This window comes from Bacillus sp. FSL W8-1143 (assembly GCF_037965155.1).
GTDB lineage: Bacteria > Bacillota > Bacilli > Bacillales > Bacillaceae > Bacillus > Bacillus pumilus.
This window is the reverse complement of the sequence record NZ_CP150182.1, coordinates 1,957,508-1,975,031: the sequence shown is the minus strand read 5'-3', so window position 1 is coordinate 1,975,031 and position 17,524 is coordinate 1,957,508. Positions and strand designations below refer to the sequence as shown.

The 17,524-nt window shown below is 40.7% G+C and carries 25 protein-coding genes; 19 read left to right on the top strand and 6 right to left on the bottom strand.

What is annotated here, in order from left to right; translation table 11 throughout:
• Positions 1 to 19: 19 nt before the first annotated feature.
• The 6 genes from NSQ36_RS09780 (at position 20) to ypmT (ending at position 3,543) form a co-directional block, all read left to right on the top strand.
• Positions 20 to 271: a YpmP family protein gene (locus NSQ36_RS09780; RefSeq protein WP_003215729.1), complete on the top strand. Its 252-nt coding sequence runs from the start codon at positions 20 to 22 to the stop codon at positions 269 to 271.
• A gap of 187 nt (positions 272 to 458) precedes the next feature.
• Positions 459 to 1,301, top strand: a complete 843-nt coding sequence (locus NSQ36_RS09775; protein ID WP_003215944.1) for a DegV family protein — start codon at positions 459 to 461, stop codon at positions 1,299 to 1,301.
• 24 nt (positions 1,302 to 1,325) lie between these two features.
• Positions 1,326 to 1,916, top strand: a complete 591-nt coding sequence (locus tag NSQ36_RS09770) for an SCO family protein (protein WP_322000530.1) — start codon at positions 1,326 to 1,328, stop codon at positions 1,914 to 1,916.
• 69 nt (positions 1,917 to 1,985) lie between these two features.
• Positions 1,986 to 2,747, top strand: coding sequence for an SGNH/GDSL hydrolase family protein (locus NSQ36_RS09765; RefSeq protein ID WP_339205606.1), 762 nt, complete (start codon positions 1,986 to 1,988; stop codon positions 2,745 to 2,747).
• 9 nt (positions 2,748 to 2,756) lie between these two features.
• Positions 2,757 to 3,323 carry a YpmS family protein gene (locus tag NSQ36_RS09760; RefSeq protein ID WP_044141181.1) on the top strand — a complete coding sequence of 189 codons (567 nt, stop codon included), beginning with the start codon at positions 2,757 to 2,759 and terminating at the stop codon, positions 3,321 to 3,323.
• Between the two features lie 22 nt (positions 3,324 to 3,345).
• Positions 3,346 to 3,543 (top strand): protein YpmT, encoded by a 198-nt coding sequence (gene ypmT / locus NSQ36_RS09755; protein WP_144486325.1) that lies wholly within the window; start codon positions 3,346 to 3,348, stop codon positions 3,541 to 3,543.
• A 31-nt stretch (positions 3,544 to 3,574) separates the two neighbouring features.
• On the opposite strand, the gene NSQ36_RS09750 is transcribed toward ypmT, so the two are convergent.
• From NSQ36_RS09750 to NSQ36_RS09740, 3 genes are all read right to left on the bottom strand, one after another.
• The gene (locus NSQ36_RS09750) at positions 3,575 to 4,240 is read right to left on the bottom strand and encodes a DUF4397 domain-containing protein (RefSeq protein ID WP_212045990.1); all 666 of its coding nucleotides are present in this window, start codon (positions 4,238 to 4,240) and stop codon (positions 3,575 to 3,577) included.
• 119 nt (positions 4,241 to 4,359) lie between these two features.
• Positions 4,360 to 4,620, bottom strand: a complete 261-nt coding sequence (locus tag NSQ36_RS09745; RefSeq protein WP_012010293.1) for a hypothetical protein — start codon at positions 4,618 to 4,620, stop codon at positions 4,360 to 4,362.
• 48 nt (positions 4,621 to 4,668) lie between these two features.
• On the bottom strand, positions 4,669 to 5,106 hold the full coding sequence (locus tag NSQ36_RS09740; RefSeq protein ID WP_050943899.1) for a MarR family transcriptional regulator: 438 nt from the start codon (positions 5,104 to 5,106) through the stop codon (positions 4,669 to 4,671).
• A 137-nt stretch (positions 5,107 to 5,243) separates the two neighbouring features.
• Here NSQ36_RS09740 and msrA point away from each other — a divergent pair, with 137 nt between their 5' ends.
• On the top strand, positions 5,244 to 5,780 hold the full coding sequence (gene msrA / locus NSQ36_RS09735; protein WP_050943900.1) for a peptide-methionine (S)-S-oxide reductase MsrA: 537 nt from the start codon (positions 5,244 to 5,246) through the stop codon (positions 5,778 to 5,780).
• The gene (gene msrB / locus NSQ36_RS09730; protein ID WP_012010290.1) at positions 5,777 to 6,208 is read left to right on the top strand and encodes a peptide-methionine (R)-S-oxide reductase MsrB; all 432 of its coding nucleotides are present in this window, start codon (positions 5,777 to 5,779) and stop codon (positions 6,206 to 6,208) included. The genes msrA and msrB overlap by 4 nt, the downstream gene beginning before the upstream one ends.
• A gap of 51 nt (positions 6,209 to 6,259) precedes the next feature.
• On the opposite strand, the gene NSQ36_RS09725 is transcribed toward msrB, so the two are convergent.
• Positions 6,260 to 7,288 carry an SDR family NAD(P)-dependent oxidoreductase gene (locus NSQ36_RS09725; protein WP_050943901.1) on the bottom strand — a complete coding sequence of 343 codons (1,029 nt, stop codon included), beginning with the start codon at positions 7,286 to 7,288 and terminating at the stop codon, positions 6,260 to 6,262.
• Between the two features lie 243 nt (positions 7,289 to 7,531).
• Between NSQ36_RS09725 and NSQ36_RS09720 the strand changes: the two genes are divergently transcribed.
• Positions 7,532 to 8,248: an acylneuraminate cytidylyltransferase gene (locus NSQ36_RS09720; protein WP_253622493.1), complete on the top strand. Its 717-nt coding sequence runs from the start codon at positions 7,532 to 7,534 to the stop codon at positions 8,246 to 8,248.
• Positions 8,249 to 8,282: 34 nt separating this feature from the next.
• On the opposite strand, the gene NSQ36_RS09715 is transcribed toward NSQ36_RS09720, so the two are convergent.
• Both NSQ36_RS09715 and NSQ36_RS09710 read right to left on the bottom strand, forming a co-directional pair.
• Positions 8,283 to 9,245 (bottom strand): DUF3880 domain-containing protein, encoded by a 963-nt coding sequence (locus NSQ36_RS09715; protein WP_339205604.1) that lies wholly within the window; start codon positions 9,243 to 9,245, stop codon positions 8,283 to 8,285.
• Between the two features lie 15 nt (positions 9,246 to 9,260).
• Entirely contained in the window at positions 9,261 to 9,662 is a 402-nt protein-coding gene (locus NSQ36_RS09710; protein ID WP_065098203.1) for a hypothetical protein, read from the bottom strand.
• A gap of 206 nt (positions 9,663 to 9,868) precedes the next feature.
• Between NSQ36_RS09710 and cgeC the strand changes: the two genes are divergently transcribed.
• The 10 genes from cgeC (at position 9,869) to NSQ36_RS09660 (ending at position 17,418) form a co-directional block, all read left to right on the top strand.
• Positions 9,869 to 10,189 carry a spore maturation protein CgeC gene (gene cgeC, locus NSQ36_RS09705; protein WP_050943905.1) on the top strand — a complete coding sequence of 107 codons (321 nt, stop codon included), beginning with the start codon at positions 9,869 to 9,871 and terminating at the stop codon, positions 10,187 to 10,189.
• A 17-nt stretch (positions 10,190 to 10,206) separates the two neighbouring features.
• Positions 10,207 to 11,502, top strand: a complete 1,296-nt coding sequence (locus NSQ36_RS09700; protein ID WP_310024907.1) for a glycosyltransferase family A protein — start codon at positions 10,207 to 10,209, stop codon at positions 11,500 to 11,502.
• Between the two features lie 158 nt (positions 11,503 to 11,660).
• Entirely contained in the window at positions 11,661 to 13,037 is a 1,377-nt protein-coding gene (locus tag NSQ36_RS09695; RefSeq protein ID WP_339205601.1) for a sigma 54-interacting transcriptional regulator, read from the top strand.
• A gap of 117 nt (positions 13,038 to 13,154) precedes the next feature.
• Entirely contained in the window at positions 13,155 to 14,555 is a 1,401-nt protein-coding gene (gene ablA, locus NSQ36_RS09690) for a lysine 2,3-aminomutase (protein ID WP_003215473.1), read from the top strand.
• 2 nt (positions 14,556 to 14,557) lie between these two features.
• The gene (locus NSQ36_RS09685; protein WP_339205600.1) at positions 14,558 to 14,839 is read left to right on the top strand and encodes a YokU family protein; all 282 of its coding nucleotides are present in this window, start codon (positions 14,558 to 14,560) and stop codon (positions 14,837 to 14,839) included.
• Between the two features lie 79 nt (positions 14,840 to 14,918).
• Positions 14,919 to 15,143 carry a YozE family protein gene (locus tag NSQ36_RS09680; protein WP_003215834.1) on the top strand — a complete coding sequence of 75 codons (225 nt, stop codon included), beginning with the start codon at positions 14,919 to 14,921 and terminating at the stop codon, positions 15,141 to 15,143.
• 144 nt (positions 15,144 to 15,287) lie between these two features.
• Positions 15,288 to 15,968, top strand: a complete 681-nt coding sequence (locus NSQ36_RS09675) for a hypothetical protein (protein ID WP_012010279.1) — start codon at positions 15,288 to 15,290, stop codon at positions 15,966 to 15,968.
• A gap of 250 nt (positions 15,969 to 16,218) precedes the next feature.
• A complete protein-coding gene (locus NSQ36_RS09670; RefSeq protein WP_003216084.1) occupies positions 16,219 to 16,389 on the top strand; it encodes a YozD family protein in 171 nt (56 codons plus the stop codon).
• Positions 16,390 to 16,437: 48 nt separating this feature from the next.
• Positions 16,438 to 17,046, top strand: coding sequence for a phosphatase PAP2 family protein (locus tag NSQ36_RS09665; RefSeq protein WP_251190408.1), 609 nt, complete (start codon positions 16,438 to 16,440; stop codon positions 17,044 to 17,046).
• Positions 17,047 to 17,100: 54 nt separating this feature from the next.
• Positions 17,101 to 17,418, top strand: coding sequence for a hypothetical protein (locus NSQ36_RS09660; protein WP_003215750.1), 318 nt, complete (start codon positions 17,101 to 17,103; stop codon positions 17,416 to 17,418).
• The last annotated feature ends 106 nt before the right edge of the window (positions 17,419 to 17,524 follow it).

The window sequence follows — 17,524 nt, the reverse complement described above, 5'->3', positions numbered from 1 at the left end:
AAAAGAGGATTGATCGTTTGTGCTGCTCAAAACAATATGTTTTAGACGGATGGATGGAGCTCAGATCAAGGTAACAGAAGTTCCTGTACTAAAGGGAGATGAGCCGTATCGTTTCATGCTCACCTTTAGACTTGAAGCTTTCTTGAAAAAAGTCTATGTATCTAAAGGAAAGAGAGCTGTGTACTCTTTCAGAGAGGATGTGAAACGTAACGTCAAGTGGAGCACATATGAGCAGATCTATCAGGAGCCTACACTGAAACACAATGCGTAAAAAGGAATCTTTGTCAAAGGGAGTGAGCGGCTGTTTTAAAATGGCTGCTGCTCAGCTTGGCAAGGATTTTTTTCATGATAAGAAGAAAATGTGACAATTTCAAAAACGTCATGACAGTTGTTTTCAAGTTTGCACGAAATAAGGTAATATCATAAGTAAAGACTAAGACAGCAAGGATGAGACGATAGTGAAACAAATTAAAATTGTAACAGATTCAACAGTGGACCTTCCGCAAGAAAAAATCAATGATCTTTCCATTCACGTAATTCCGCTCAATATCTCCATTTCTGGGGTTGATTATATTGACCGAGTGAATATACAGCCAGATGAATTTATTGAAAAAATGGAGGCCGCTGAGGAATTGCCGAAAACGTCTCAACCTGCGATCGGTCAATTCGTCGAATTATATGAAAGGCTGACGGCAGATGGAAGCGAAGTCATTAGTATCCATTTAACGGGTGGGATGAGTGGTACGGTTCAAACTGCTGAAAGCGCTTCGAAAATGGTAGACGGAAACATCACGGTGATTGATTCAAACTTTATTTCATATGGATTAGGGTTTCAAGTCACCAAAGCAGCCGAACTTGCACAAAATGGTGCAAGCCGTGAAGACATCATCAAAGAAATGGATAAAATCCGTCTTGGAACAAAGCTATTTGTCACAATCGATACATTAGAAAATCTCGTGAAAGGTGGAAGAATTGGAAGAGGGAAGGCGCTGATCGGCTCACTTCTTCACATCAAACCAATTGCGAGCTTAACAGACGGGGTTTACACGCCAGAAGCGAATGTGAGAAGCTATTCTGCTCTTGTCCGCTATTTAACCAAACAGTATGTACAGGCGGTGAAAGGAAAAACAGTTCAAGCCATTGGGATAGCGCATGCAGATGCATTAGAACTCGCTGAAAAGCTCAAATCAGCGCTGCTTGACCATACACCTGAAGCACCTGTTGACATCGCCTACACAACACCGATTATTTCGTGTCACACTGGAAAAGGTGCAATAGGCTTTACTTTTTATACCGATTGACTTGAAAAAGGGGATGGACGTACCATGCTTAAAAAAAGGGGAGCCTCACTTGGTGCGCTTATGATCATAAGCGTGCTTCTTTTAGTCTCATGTTCAAATGGACAAATCAAAGATGCGTTAAATTATCAAATACAGCCGTTTGAATATGAAAATCAGGATGGACAAAAGGTGTCATTGGATGATTTGAAGGGGAAAGTATGGGTGGCAGATTTTATTTTCACAAGCTGTGAAACGATCTGTCCGCCGATGACTGCGCATATGACAGAGCTGCAAAAACGGTTAAAAGAAGAAAAATTGGATGCGCATATCATTTCCTTTAGCGTGGACCCGGAGGTAGATTCACCGAAAAAGCTAAAAGAATTTGCAAAAGCATATCCTTTATCCTTTAAAAATTGGGATTTCCTCACTGGTTACTCGCAGTCAGCAATTGAAAAATTCGCAATGAAAAGCTTTAAAACCATTGTGAAGAAACCTGAAGATGAAGACCAAGTGATCCATCAGTCATTGTTTTTCCTAGTTGATCAAGAAGGAAAAGTGATGAAAAATTATGATGGTGTACAAAACACGCCATATGAAGACATCATCAAGGACATCAAAACGCTGATCCGAAGCTAGCATAAAGATGTTCAAATGAGCAAAAACATGATACACTTTTTTAATCAGAAAAAGGAGGGACATCATCGTTTGAAGGCTCGTTTGATTTTGATTGTGATGTCTCTAGCTTTTGTTCTTTCTGCATGTTCCGCGCAAGAGGCTGGCATAAAGGATAAACTAGAAGACACACAAGACGTAAAAGAACATATTACCATCGCAGCGGTTGGAGATTCCTTAACAGAAGGAATCGGAGATCAACAAAAAAAAGGATATGCAGGCATGACCCGTGACAAGTTAGAAGCAGTGGGCGGCGTGCAATCTGTCACATTAAAAAACTATGCCATTAAAGGCAGTAGAACGGTAGATTTATTAAAAAGATTAAAAGAAAAAAAGGTGCAAGACGGTCTGAAAGATGCTGACTATATTTTCTTTACGATCGGCGGCAATGACTTAATGCATGTCGTTCGTCAAAATGTACTCAATTTGACGTTTGCTCCTTTTCAAAAAGAGCAGGGGCCTTTTGAGGAGCGCTTTAAAACCATTCTTGCTCAACTGAGAGAACATAATGACCATGCGAAGATCATGTATGTAAGCATGTATAATCCCTTTAAATTCAGTCTCACTGAGCTGAAAGACATTGATGAAGTTGTCAAAGACTGGAATGCCGTCGCCAAAAAAGAACTAAAAAAAGATGGCAACGCTGATATGATCAATGTAGCAGATTTATTTGAGGAAGATTCTGATGAAAAATTACTGGCAGATGATGATTTCCACCCAAACCAAAAGGGGTACTCTCTTATGGCAAATCGTTTATTCTCCAAAGTGAAAAAAGAAGGACTGCCGAAGGAATAGGGTGAACGTATGAAAAAGTGGAAAAGCTTATTTTTTATTTTACTTGCAATCAATCTATTGATTGTACTTGCCTGCGGTATTTTGATGTTGCTGCCAGGCGGTCAATCCGCTTCAACTAAAGAATTGAAAAGCGAGTATTCTTTTAATATATCTAGCTCAAAGGAATCACTCACCAGCTTTATCAATGATTACTTGAAAAATCAAGGGTCAAGCGATATGCCAGACTTTCATGTGGCGATCGATCAAGATGTAAAAGTAACAGGCGCTATTAAAGCTTTCTCTTCGACGATTGATGCAAACGTCTCATTTACGCCAACTGTCGAAGATAATGGTGATGTGCTTTTGAAAGTGGATGGCCTTTCAATTGGACAATTGAGCATTCCGATTAGTTTTGTTCTAAGCTACATGGGCCAGTTCTATGAACTGCCAGAATTCGTTCATGTGAAACCGGATCAAAAAACGGTTGAAGTGCGCCTTTCAGAAATGCCGTTGACGAATGATATGTATGTGAAAGCAAACAAAATTGATCTAGAGAACGATGAAATTGAGTTCTCATATTATCATCCAAAGCAATAGAAAGTGAGTCAGGAGTGAAATCATGAAGCGAGTCTATCAATATTTTAGTTTACTGTCGTTTTTATTTGCTGCGTACTTTGGCATCACAGCTGCCACTGATTTAAGAGCAGAAAATATCGATCAGTTTTACTTAAATATTGCCTATTGTGCATTATTTCTAGGTATCATGATTCTTGCTTTTGATTTTCAAAAGCAAGAAAAAGCTGAAAATGTCTCGTAAAGAGCCTTTCCTTTATGGAAAAGGCTCTTTTTTATATTTGCTGAGACAAGACTACCTTCGCCATAAGCTCTGGCTCTCCGTTAGCAAATCCATGAAGCAGAATGAGGTATGCGCGATTTGCTTGCAGATGAACTTTTGGGATATCAAGCAGTATACTTTGAGTGCCGGCGGCTTTCAATTCAAAATGATATTTATTCGGGGAGAAATGATGAATGTGAGTGCTGTTTACATAGTGAAGCTCCTTAGCTAACACCCCTTGATCACGTTCATATATATCAATGGAAGGAAGGTCTGGAGAAAGGTGGACAAATGTAAGGGCTGACAGGTCCTTATGTTGAATCAGAGGGTCTTGCCGCTCTGTCAGCAGCGCAAAACCTGCATGTGCACCCGTGATACATAGGGTGTAAATCTCGTCACGTTTAATTTTCATACGAGAATGAAGAACTCTTTGTTTTGTAGCTAACTTGAACACTTCTATCTCATACATTCCCTCATCCCACTCCATATAGGCTGTTAACTGGCTGTAAGGCATTTTTTTCAAAACCTCATTCCGGTTCACATAAACAGCGAGCTCACTAAGATCTGGGGCAGCGTGAAAAAGCCGAATAAAGGCTTTGGATGAAGGGCTGCTTTGAGGGTGCTCGAAGCCCGCAGCGAGTGGACGGTATGGATAGTTATGATAAAAGAGCTGCTGCATGTATCAATCCCTACTTTCTTATGCGATGGTGTTTTTTGTAGCGTATGCATGAAAAAGGCGATCTGTATAGGCAAACGAAGCATAGAAAAAAGCCTGACGTTTTCCGTCAGGCCCGCATGTTAAGAAGGAGAAGAATATTGATGATATTCAGCTAGCTTAATGAACGTTTTTTCATCCTCAATGAGACCACAAACACCGCACTGGACTTTTATTTGAGGACCTTGATAGCTCATGTGAAAAGGAGAAAGCTGCTCTCCTTCGTATCTTTCGACAACTGCTCCGGTCGCAGGGTCCAGCTTCACAGGTTCTGAAAGCTGCTCAATCAGATTAAAGCGCGTTCTGTTCGTTTTACAGTTTGGACAAAGATAAGGGCTTGTCATGGTTCATTCCACCTCTTTTTATCCGTAGCATGTCCATTGCGCTAAATTCTATGCTTCATCCTTTTGACTTTTATCCAGCTTTTTAAATAATTTGATCATTGTTTTTAGTTCCTCATCGTCGAATGACTCAAATCGCTCCATAAAGTATTCTGTTTTCTTTTTCTCAAAATGCTCAGTAATTTCCTTACCCTTATCGGTTAAGTGGATTTTGATGATGCGGCGATCCTCTTTAGAACGGATACGGGTGATCCAGCCCTTTTCTACAAGTGTGTCGGTCACAGCTGTGATATGGCTTGCTGACACTCCTAGAATGGACGCAAATTCCGTTACTTTTTTTGCACCTTGCTCACGAAGCAGATTTAAAATGAGAAATTCATTCCGAGATAATTCGTTTTCGAGCAGGCTGTTAATCTCATAACGGATCTGCTTAAATACGGTTCTCAGTAAAGTATCCATTTCATACATCATTTTTTTTCTTTGTTCCAATCATTAAACCCCCATTATATTTTAAAATACGACAAAATGCTTTTTTATCATTTAGGTAGACAAGTCGTATCATTTTCATTATTTTTCATCATGTTATAATATGATGATACCATTTTTTAAATGAAGGGGGCACTAATATGTCTGAAAAACAAGAATTAGCCACATTTGCAGGAGGCTGCTTCTGGTGTATGGTTAAACCTTTTGATGAACAGCCGGGCATTATCAAAGTTGAATCAGGGTATACTGGCGGACATACAGTGAATCCGACCTATGAAGAAGTATGTACAAATACAACGGGGCATAGAGAAGCGGTTCAAATCACGTTTGATCCAGACGTATTCCCGTATGAAAAGCTATTAGAACTGTATTGGCAGCAAATAGACCCAACAGATGATGGCGGGCAATTTGGTGATAGAGGAGAGTCCTACCGCACAGGTATTTATGTTCATCATGATGAGCAGAGAAAGCTTGCAGAGGCATCGAAAGAGAAGCTGAACGAAAGCGGCATCTTTCAAAAGCCAATTGTGACAGAAATTTTAGATGCTGCTCCTTTTTATCCCGCAGAGGAGTATCATCAGCACTATTATAAAAAGAACAAAATGCACTACGAACGATATCATGTCGGTTCTGGCAGAGCGGGTTTTATTGAGTCCCATTGGAGTGATAAATCATGACAAACGATAAAGAAAAACGACTAAAAGAATTAAACCGAATGCAGTATGAAGTCACACAAAATAATGGCACTGAGCCGCCATTTCAAAATGAATTCTGGGATCATAAAGAAGAAGGCATTTATGTAGATATTATTTCAGGCAAGCCGCTTTTTTCTTCTTTAGATAAGTTTGATGCCCATTGCGGCTGGCCGAGTTTCACAAAGCCGCTTGAAGATGAGGAAGTAGCCGAGAAGGTGGATAAGAGCCATGGGATGGTGCGGACAGAGGTGCGCAGCAAGACAGCTGATTCTCATCTAGGTCATGTCTTTCCTGATGGACCAGGACCAAATGGTCTTCGGTATTGTATTAATTCAGCCGCTTTGAAGTTTATCCCAAAAGATGATCTTGAAAAAGAAGGCTATGGGGATTTGAAACATCTATTTGATTGATCTATTGAAAAATCGTCACATGGAAGGCATCTGCTTCCGTGTGACGATTTTTTATTTTTTATGATGCGTGTGATGTAATTGTTCAATGATGCGGAATAGCTTTTCTTTTGTAATGAGAGGCGCTTCATTGGATGTGTAATTGGTTAAGTCGACTTTTTGAAAGGAAGCATGCAGTTTTGGTCTTGGTAAAATGGCATAAAATTGTTCATGCTCAAATAGTGCATCTGCTTCGTGCGGAAATGTAAGCTCTTCGTGAAGCTTTTCTCCAGGTCTTTTCCCGACAACGAGAATTTCCGGAGATGAGACATTGATTTGAGCAGCATATTCATGAAACGCTTTTAAGAGATCAGCAAGCTGTAATGACTCCATCTTGAGAATGAACGTTTCGCCTCCTTTCATCATGATGGCTGCTTGAAGTGTGAGGGAGACAGCCTCTTCGATGGACATAAAAAAACGTGTCATATGAGGATCAGTTACGGTCAAAGGTTTTTCATTTAACAGCTGCTGGAGCATGATGGGAATGACGGAACCTCTTGATCCAAGCACATTGCCAAAACGCACAGAGCAAAACAATGTTTTTTGGTTCAGAATACTTTCGTTTGCTTGGAAAAATAGTTTTTCTGAAATTAATTTTGTTGCACCCATGGCATTTGTCGGAGAAACTGCTTTGTCTGTGGAGATGTTGACAACATGACTGACTTCATGTTCGATTGCAGCCTCAATGATGTGCTGCCCGCCGATAATATTTGTTTGCACGGCTTCAAACGGATTGTCTTCACAAGTAGGTACTTGTTTTAAGGCGGCTGCATGAAAGATGATATCAACGCCTTTGACGAGCTGTCTCACGCGGCTTGCATCTCGTACATCGCCTAAAGCGAAGGCGACTTCTGGGTGATCCGCATACTCATTTTTCATCATGTATTGTTTGCTGTCATCTTTGCTGAAGACGATAATCTTTTTTGGAGAGCATGATGTTAATTTTTTCACAATTTGACGTCCGATTGAACCTGTACCGCCTGTAACTAATATCGTTTTGTCACGAAAAAAAGCCTTCAAACTCGTTTCTATCTTTTTGGACATATCTAATCCCCCAACTCTCATTTCTCTACTTTGCATCATATGTGAAAGAGTGGTATCCGTTTGAGGAAAAGAACCACTTTCTATATAAATTAGGTGAACACATTATAACCATCTGCATGACGTTTTAATAGAATATGGAGAGATAAGAGAATAAGTAGAAAAATGAGAGACCTGAACACTTCAGTACTGCGATCAGCTCGGAAGAATATGTAGAGAGCTTTGCGCGAGGGGAGAAGGGAATACATGTATAGGGGAAATCGTATTTTAGCCTTGATACCAGCTTTTAGAAGCAGGCGCGATCAGCATGATGAACACATTCGCGTATTGGCGGAGCGGCCGCTCATCTATTGGACCATTCAGCCGTTACTGCAAATGATTGAGTTAGACGAAATCATCGTCTCTACAGAGGATGTCAATACACAAATCATTTCTTCTCACTACGGAGCCCGTGTGATAGAACTGCCAGACAGTCATGTAACAGAACAAACACCGTCACTCATAGCGGTGAAGCATGCGCTTGCTTACTTAGAGCGTGAGGGGAAGACCTTTGATATTGTTCTATATTTGCATCCATCGTTTCCTTTAAGACAGCCGGAAGATATTGAGAAGTGCTTGCAGCTTCTAGTAGAAGGGAGCTATGACTGCGTGGCATCTTTTACAGAGGCGCTAGAAAACCCAAATGAGACATGGACACTGCATGAGAATAATGAAGCCACTTTATATAAGGACAATCATTACTTTTTCATGCCAAAGCATGAGCAGCCATATACGTATGGCCGTTTAAATGGAGCAGTGTATGCTTTTCATGTTCCATATGCAAAAGAATGCATTCATTCCTTTTTAGAAGGATCTGTTGGAGCGTATATCATGGATTCCCAAAAATCACTTGTGGTGAAACAGGAAGAAGATCTTGAGAAAGCGGAGAAAGTCTTATTGGCTCGCAGAGATGCGGAGGGTTAGGTATAAGAAGAATTTCAACGAGAAAAGCGCCCGGTCATAGGGCGCTTTTTACGATCTCATAAAGTCTGTGTGGAAATGACTCAAATGTATTCCAAGAAACGACTTGTTCGTAATTGTTTCGTGCGATTGCTTTTCTTTTCTCGGCATTTGATCCATAATATTCAACCTGTTCCAGCAAATCGTCCTCATCTTTATAAAAAGCGAAGCTTGAAAAAGCTTGAGGCGGTTGTAGATCCGTCAATTGAAAGCTTCCAGCTGCAGCGATATCAAACGCTCTGTTGTTCAGGCTTACATTTTGAACCATGGCTTTGTTTTTGTTATAAGCAAATTGAGCCGGTCTGTGCGGGTTAAGAACAATCGCTGATTGCTGATAGATGTCCGCCAATTGCTGAGGGCTCAGCCAATTGGTCACTAATGTGAGATAGCGATCATGCCTTCGTGACTTATTTAAATGACGATGCCATTCCTTACCTGCAACGAGAATTCGCCATTTTTTCTGTTGTAAGAGTGTATCAATGGCTTTCATGCGGTTGGGATAAGGGTAGCCAACGAGTGCAATGTCGTAGATGCACATCTTTTCAGGCGATTCGTTTTTTTGAAAAATACGTGTATTTGCCGGAATGGGAAAGTAGTAGGCGTCAACTATGCCCAATTGCTTGTAAAAAGGCAAAGCTCCTTCATCAATTGTTAATATGAGCCGCGCATCACGCGTGCAAGCAGCTGACACATCTGTATAAAAAGGATCTTCTGTCATCCACAAAACGATCGGGATCTTTTCTTGTTTGAATTGATGAAGCACTTCGCTCGGAACATGATCACCGATCATCATCAAAACAAAATCCGGAGAAAATGTCCGGATTTTGTGCATGTGAGCGGGTAGAGATTCTCTGTCAATCTTTACACATGAAAAGGGGGAATCAATGAAGCTCTCTTCTACCCATTGATCAAACATATGATAGATTCCGCCGTAGCCAGAGCTGATATAAAGAAGCTTCATGATGGCCCTCTCACATTAAGATGTGAACGTAACACTTTCAACTTTATCTACATCTAATAAAGTCGTTGCAGAGCCTGTTGGTGTAACTGAGCTTTCTTGTGTAACAAATACAACACCCGTTAAAGCATTGAATGCTACGAATTGAACTGGCCCGATTAAATCACCTGAGTCAGTGACAATGCTAATGACGGTTCCTGGTGCAAGTCTTGCAAAAATCCATCTTGCTGGCTGAGATACATCGAGTGTTGTAGCAGAATCTGAAGGTGATGCCTCGGCTGCCACTTCACTTAATAAATCATTCAATTTTTCTTCCATTTGTACTCCTCCTTCTTCAAGATTAACTGTTAATGTACGAGTAAGCGGTTTGAAAAACACTTTCAATAGTTCTTTTTTTAATTCGGCACGCTTGTCGCTCATTTTTTCCCATCCTTTCTTCATCAATTCAAACTCACCCCTATGTATATGCCGTTCATTTTTTTTGGTATAAGCAGAACGCTGATTCCTTGCTCTTTTTATCAATTAATCACTTCACACATTTTTAAAAATGTTTTCAAATGCTGAGGCTAAATGAAGTGAATCTCATACTCTAGTAAAGATTAAATGCGAAGAGAGAGGGATTATGAATGGAATTTGATCAATTATTAAATGGTTGGAACGAAGAATTACTAGAAGCAGAAGGAGTACTTGAAGTCATCTTGATTTTACTTCTTCTTCGTCTTTTAGAAGAAAGTGAGGAAGAGAGTGTGTCAGATATTAAAGAATTACTTCGTCCGTGGCTTGAACTTGGCATTCCAGTGCCACGCGTTCATTTAGTCAATGGAGATGTCCTTCAAAACGTAGTTGTTGTGCAGCTCTTTGATACAGTAGCGGTCTTTAAAAACGCGACAAATCAGCTAAGAGTGAATGTTCCTTACGTGAACATCGTCAGCTGGGGGGCTTTTTAATCTAACTAAAAAGGATAATGATCATGAAAGTATCGGTGATTTTAACAAGCTACAATAAACCTGATTTCATTGATCGTGTGCTAAAGAGTATGGTGGAACAAACGTATTCAAATTGGGAGCTTCTCATTATGGATGATGGCTCAGAACAAGGCACCATCCAAAAGATCCAGCCCTATTTAGAAGATGAGCGCATTCATCTGTATTCACGCACGGTTCATCCTGCAAAACGGCTGTTAACCGTACGGTATGCGACACTAATTAATGAAGCGCTAGCTCGTATAACAGGTGAGCTCATTTGTTATTTAACCGATGATACCGTGTATCATCAAGATCGTTTGCAGAAAATGGTGGATGTTTTTCAGTCGAAGCCTCATATCGATATTGTGTATTCCTCGCAGCGGGTCGTGCATGTTGATAAGCAATTAGTTGAGACGATGAACTTTGTGCGTGAAGCAGACCAAATATTGGAGCATGCGTCCTTTCAAGTGGACCATTGTTCGGTCATGCACAGAAGGCGTTTGCTTCCGCTAATTCATGAAAAATACGGACAATATTGGGCTGATGAGCCGAAACACTGGCATCATGCAGATTCTGTTTTTTGGATGAGGCTGAATGATTTTGCTGCTTTTTTTCCATTAAGAGATGTACTTGATACAACGTATAAAACGCCTCATTCCTTTCATCATTTGTTTTCGAGTATGCCGTATGATCTCATTGACGGAACGGTGATTGAAAAGGAAGGGGATTACTACCAAATCGCAGACGGGAATCTTCATCAAATTGAAAGGTGCTGGGTGAACGAAAAAAACAGACGCGCCATTCGGGTTCCGTCGTTATGTGCGATGAAATATGAGATGAAAGACATGCTGGCAGTACCTAATTATACAGTTGTCACGGCAGATCATGGGAAAACATTCTATTATATTGAAGGTCAGAAAAGAAGGCGGTTTGCTTCAAAGCGTGACGTGCAATATTTTCAGTTTCACCCTAAAGATATCTATACGATTTCAAATGAACGGCTTCAGATGTATGAAGAGTGCGGCATGATTCAAGTGTCACCAGTATTTAATCCGCCAAACAGGCGGCTCTTTAAATGGAAACAAGATGTCTATTTACTGATGCATCATACTTTTTGTCGTATTGACCCTGAGGTTGTAAAGCGATTTGCTTTTTATCATCAGCCAATTAATTTATACCCTTCCCAATTTACATTATTTCAAGAAGGAAAGCCGATAATGCCGCTGTATATGGAATCGCTGCAAGAATTCGATATGTCTCTTTATCAAACATCAGGGCGAAAGCACTCCTCATAAGAGGGGTGCTTTTTTGACGCTATTGACAAAAAAAGCAGGAAGTTGCAAGGAAAAAGCGAAACATGAAAGGACAGGAGAACGTGTGATGAAGATGATCAAGCCGCTGAAAATCCGGCAATAGATGCCGGTTTTTCGGCACTGAAAGTGAGGGGGAAAGAATGGGGAAGGTTGTCGAAAGAGCGGACTGGTTTGAATTAATTTTAGAAGCCATTGATGAAGCCATCCATGTTGTAGATGATCAAGGAATGACGATCTTTTACAATCATAATGCCGCTAAGTTTGACTGTTTACAAAAAGAAGAGGTGATTGGCAAGTACATCCTTGATGTGTATCCCTCTTTAACAGAAAAAACAAGTACGCTCATGCATGTTTTGAGAACAGGGAAGCCCATTTATCATTCGCTGCAAACCTATTTGAATAAAAACGGCGAAAGAATTGAGACCGTCAATACGACATTGCCTATTATTGAAGACAGCCAGTTAATAGGTGCGGTCGAAGTCGCAAAAGATGTATCGAAGCTGTCAGCCCTTTCGAATCGTTTAGATCAAAAAAAACGAATACACGATGCGGCTGGGGCAGAACAAATGCATGATTTTTCTTCATTTTTAACAAATGATCCGCTCTTAAATGAAATGCTTGAAAAGGCAAAAAAAGCTGCTGCTTATCCGTCATCAGTTGTTGTCTACGGGGAAACAGGGACAGGGAAAGAAGTGCTCGTTCAAGCCATCGTTCATGAATCTGATCGGAAAAACCAAGTGTTCATTCCGCAAAACTGTGCGGCACTCCCAGAATCGCTACTTGAAAGCCTATTGTTCGGATCTGCCAAAGGGAGCTATACAGGCGCAATTGATCGCAAGGGGCTCTTTGAATTAGCTGATGGAGGCACGCTTTTTCTTGATGAACTGCAAGCGATGCCGCTCACGCTGCAGACGAAATTATTACGTGTGTTAGAGGATGGCGTGGTGCGCCGCATTGGAGATGCAAAAGCGATTCAAGTAGATGTAAGACTCATTACTGCACTCAATATGGACCCATTTGAAGCGGTGAAAAAGCAAATTTTAAGAGAAGACTTATTTTATAGACTGCATGTGTCATCTTTTCATATCCCGCCGCTTCGTGAGAGAAAGCAAGACATCCCGCTGCTTTCCCGCCATTTCATTCAAACCTATCATCAGCAGTTTTCAAAAAACGTCAAACGCCTTTCTGAAGAAACAAAGCAATTGTTTATGGCTCACCACTGGCCGGGGAACGTTCGAGAATTAAAACATACCATTGAGCATGCCGTATTGATGATGCCAAAGGAAGCGGAAGACATCACACCTTCATACCTTCCTGCTCATTTACGTACGCAGAAGCTTGAGGAAGGAACACTTAATGTCTCCTTAAAAAGTCAGGTTTCTTCATTTGAACAAACACTCATTCAAGAAGCTTTAAACAAGCATCATGGCAATATAAAAAAAACCGCTGCTGCTTTAAAAATCCCTCGACAAACACTGCAATATAAACTGAAGAAATATGCAGATGCCGAAATATAGGCATCACCATCCATTGAATATCACGGGTAAAGCTCCTTCTATAAAGAATAGGGGCATTTTCCCATGTTGGCACATAACTTGCATAGTATAAGGTGAATGCTGATAGGGGGAATGGATATGAATCAAAAACTATATGAACCGGCGCGTCATTGGAAGGACATTGAGCTTTGGAAAGATGTACCTGAGGAAAAGTGGAACGACTGGATTTGGCAGCTGACGCATACCGTGAAAACGCTTGAAGATTTAGAGAAAGTCGTAAACTTAACAGAAGAGGAAAGAGAAGGGGTGAAGATTTCCACCAAAACCATTCCACTTAACATTACACCCTACTATGCCTCATTGATGAATCCAGACGATCCAAGATGTCCAGTACGTATGCAATCTGTGCCAATTGCTGAGGAGCTTCATAAAACAAAATATGACCTGGAAGACCCGCTGCATGAAGATGAAGACTCACCTGTCCCGGGGTTAACGCATCGGTACCCAGATCGTGTGCTCTTTCTTGTAACAAATCAGTGCTCCATGTATTGCCGCTATTGTACGAGAAGACGTTTTTCCGGTCAGATCGGTATGGGCGTGCCAAAAAAGCAGTTAGATGCTGCCATTGGATATATTAGAGAAACACCTGAGGTGCGGGATGTGTTAATTTCCGGCGGAGATGGGCTCTTAATCAATGATCAAGTGCTTGAATACATTTTGAAAAACTTACGAGACATTCCGCATGTTGAAATCATTCGCATAGGAACCCGCGCGCCGGTCGTCTTTCCGCAGCGCATTACAGATGAGCTGTGCGAGATTTTGAAAAAATATCATCCAGTTTGGCTGAATACCCATTTCAATACAAGCATTGAAATTACGAAAGAAGCAAAAGAAGCGTGCGAACGTCTTGTAAATGCCGGCGTGCCTGTAGGTAATCAGGCCGTCATCCTTGCAGGAATTAACGACAGTGTGCCGATTATGAAGAAGCTGATGCACGATCTCGTGATGATACGGGTCAGACCATATTATATTTATCAGTGTGACTTATCTGAGGGCATTGGCCACTTTAGAACACCAGTATCAAAAGGTCTTGAAATCATAGAAGGCTTAAGAGGGCATACGAGCGGCTATGCCGTGCCAAGCTTTGTTGTGGATGCACCAGGAGGCGGAGGAAAGATCGCCTTGCAGCCAAATTATTTATTATCGCAAAGCCCTGACAAAGTCGTCCTTCGTAACTTTGAAGGTGTCATCACCTCTTACCCTGAACCAGAGCATTACGTCGCAGGCCAGGCAGATGCGTATTTTAATGAAATTTATGAAGAGAAACAAGACCCGGCAATTGGTATTACCGCACTATTTGAGGATGAGGCGAAATCGTTTACGCCAGAGAATTTAAGCCGGATGAAACGAAGAGAAGCATATGAGACAAATCCTGAGCATGACACACTCAAAAACAAACGTGAAAAACGAGATGAATTAAAAGAGAAAAAATATCAAGCGCAGCTCAAAAAAGATCAAACTGTAAAGGAGGAGAAATAACCTTGCTGACATGTGATTGGTGTGAGGAAAACAAAGCAAACGCAGAGCAGACAACAGTCTATTGGGAACTGATCACTGGCACACAATCCATTGAAATCATCGAAACACCGTCCATTTCCTGCACACACTGCGGTATGACATATCAAAAGGATGAGACGGTTAAAGGGATAGAAGATCAATTAATTTTAGTGGATCAGACAACACTTCCAGAAAAAATTTCATACGAAGAATTAATGAGCATGGAGCGGTTATTAAAGCGAAATTACTTTGACTTTTCATCATAAGTTGTACCTCCGCCTATACAAGTCATCAAATTGCTGTATAATATAACAACAAAATAGAGTGTCGCGGAGGGAAAAACAGGTGAAGTCGTTTTACCATTATTTAATGAAGTACAGACATCCAAAACCGAAAGATGAAATCAGCCATTTTGCAAATGCTGCTTATGAGGATCACAGCTTTCCGAAAGCGTCCACTGATTATCATGAGCTTTGTGCCTATTTAGAATTAAATGGCGATTATTTAAGCTCAATGACAACATTTGACGAAGCGTTTGAGCAATATGAAGTAGAAGTCAAAAAAAAATAACACACAACCGCTTTTTCCAGATGGGAGAAGCGGTTTTTTGATGAGAAATAAAATGGCGTTTTGCATGGTGTGGTTGCCCATGCAGAATTCCTTGCGCCGGCATACGATACGTTAAGACCAAAAGTCGGGCAAGGGGGAGACAGAATGAAGGCGAAAGCACCAAAATATCAAGTAGGGGATATTGTCGTCGTTGTCATGTACGGCACAGTCGGAACGATTACAAAAGTCCATCAAATTGACCAGCACTATTTGTATGAGGTCAATCATAATGAGGTGCTTTATTTTGAAACATCACTTCAGCTTTACGATGAGTACGACGGGGTGATTGTGGATACAGAAAAGCTGGACATTGAATATGAGTTCCTCATTGGCGATGTTGTATATGTAAAAGATTACGGAAAAGAGCTATTTAAAATTATTGGACATCGGACTGAAATATGGCGATATCTTGATGATGGCTGGGAAGATGTCATTTATGAACTCACGAGGCTAAAGGACGGAGAGTGGCTGGAAACAGAAGAGGAAGACTTAACGCTTGTCCTAAGGAAATATGAGATGGACCAGTTCGTTCATCAGCTTCTTTTTGTGCATTACGTCGGTGAAACCTCAAAAGAAATGGAAGAAGATATGGTGCAAACAGCTCTATTACAATTAGAAGAGAAACAAGAAAGCGAAGCATCACTAGAATTTCTCGCTGTATCTATAGTGGATGAGCTTCTTGATATTTATAATGACTATAAAATTCTCTACGAATTTTTCGAAGATCCAGAATACAAAGATATGATGGATTTTATATTGGAAAGTTTACACGAGCATTTTGGTTAAAGAAAGACTTGTCCTAACACGAATAAAAAATAAGGCACACAGAAAAAAACAATCACATAAAACCATCCCCTCAAGATACGGCCCATCACCTGATCAAACATTTCTCCATCTAATATGCTGAACCATTTCATTGCCTCAAACCCCTTTTCTTTTTGTTTACTGCATTTATATGTATGGAATGAGCCATTATGACAAACTGTAATAAAAAACAGGCGTCGTTCATACATCATAAAAAAGGAGGCGGAATGTCATGAAAGAAGCAGATTTGGTGATCGATACAGAGGAAATTGCGGAATTCTTCTACATGGAGCTGGTCAAAAGAGGGTACATACCTGCTGAGCTGGAAACGTTTGAGCTGGCTGACATTACGTTTGAATATATGCTGAAAAAAACAATGATAGTTGAAGAAGAGGCGTGGTAGGCACTATACTTTGAAGTGATTCTGAAGAGAGGGAGGAGAATCTTTCGCGTGTATATCCTATTTCTTTTAATTTTATTTGGTGCCATTGCTGCGCTCATGGTATCTGGAGCGGGTCAAGCATTGGACAACCAGATCATCTTATGGTTTGAGAGCATCAGACTCCCTTTTTTAAATGATGTCATGCTGACTTTGACGGACTTTGGCATTAGTGCGCTGCTCGTGCCCATCATGCTCATTTTTAGTGTCGCTTTATTCATGTATAAGCGCTATTACTCTATCATGATGCTTTTTCTATTATATCTCACAGAAAAGACCATCAACCATGAACTAAAGGGGCTGTTTGCTAGAGAGCGTCCGGCCTTTGATCATCTTGTCAATGAAACGTATTACAGCTTTCCGAGCGGACATTCGATGAATGCAGCCACAATCTATCCTTTTATAGCTTATCTATTAGTTGAAATGATTCCATGGCTGAAAGAAAGACAAAAAATCGTCTACTTGATCACAGGGGTCTGTGTTGTTTTGATTGGGATCAGCCGAATGTATATCGGCGTTCATTTTTTGACAGATGTCGCAGGCGGTTTTGCGATAGGACTTGCTTTATTTCTCATTTGTAAAAAGATTGACGAAAAATTGTCTGCCATTCGACAAAAATAGAAGAAGGAAATTGACAGACCCCAGCCAATTTTATATAAAAGGGGAGGGATTTGAATGCAATTGACGTTGAGATTTTTTCAAAAGAAACCTTCAGCATTTCACTTAACCATTTATCAGACACCTGAATATGGCGCTGCAAGTGGGCATCAGCCTGTGTACCGGACAAAGATTGGCGGCAGAACACACCTGGATGTTCTGGAAAAAGCATTCTCGACATTTAATGTACATGATACAGTCCCTAGTGATTACAATGCACGGTTTATCACAACAGGTGATATTGTTGTGATTGATGATAAGAAAAAGGGAAAATGCTATTATCAGCTTTTTCCGGCAGGATGGAAACGCAGTGAGCGACTGTTGACGATGAGTTAAATAGAGATTTTCGATGCCAGCTCGAGCTTTAGCTGGTATTTTCTTTTTTGGGCTCAATCGTTTATACTAAATAGGACAAAACACATAGTAAACGTAAGTGGAGGCT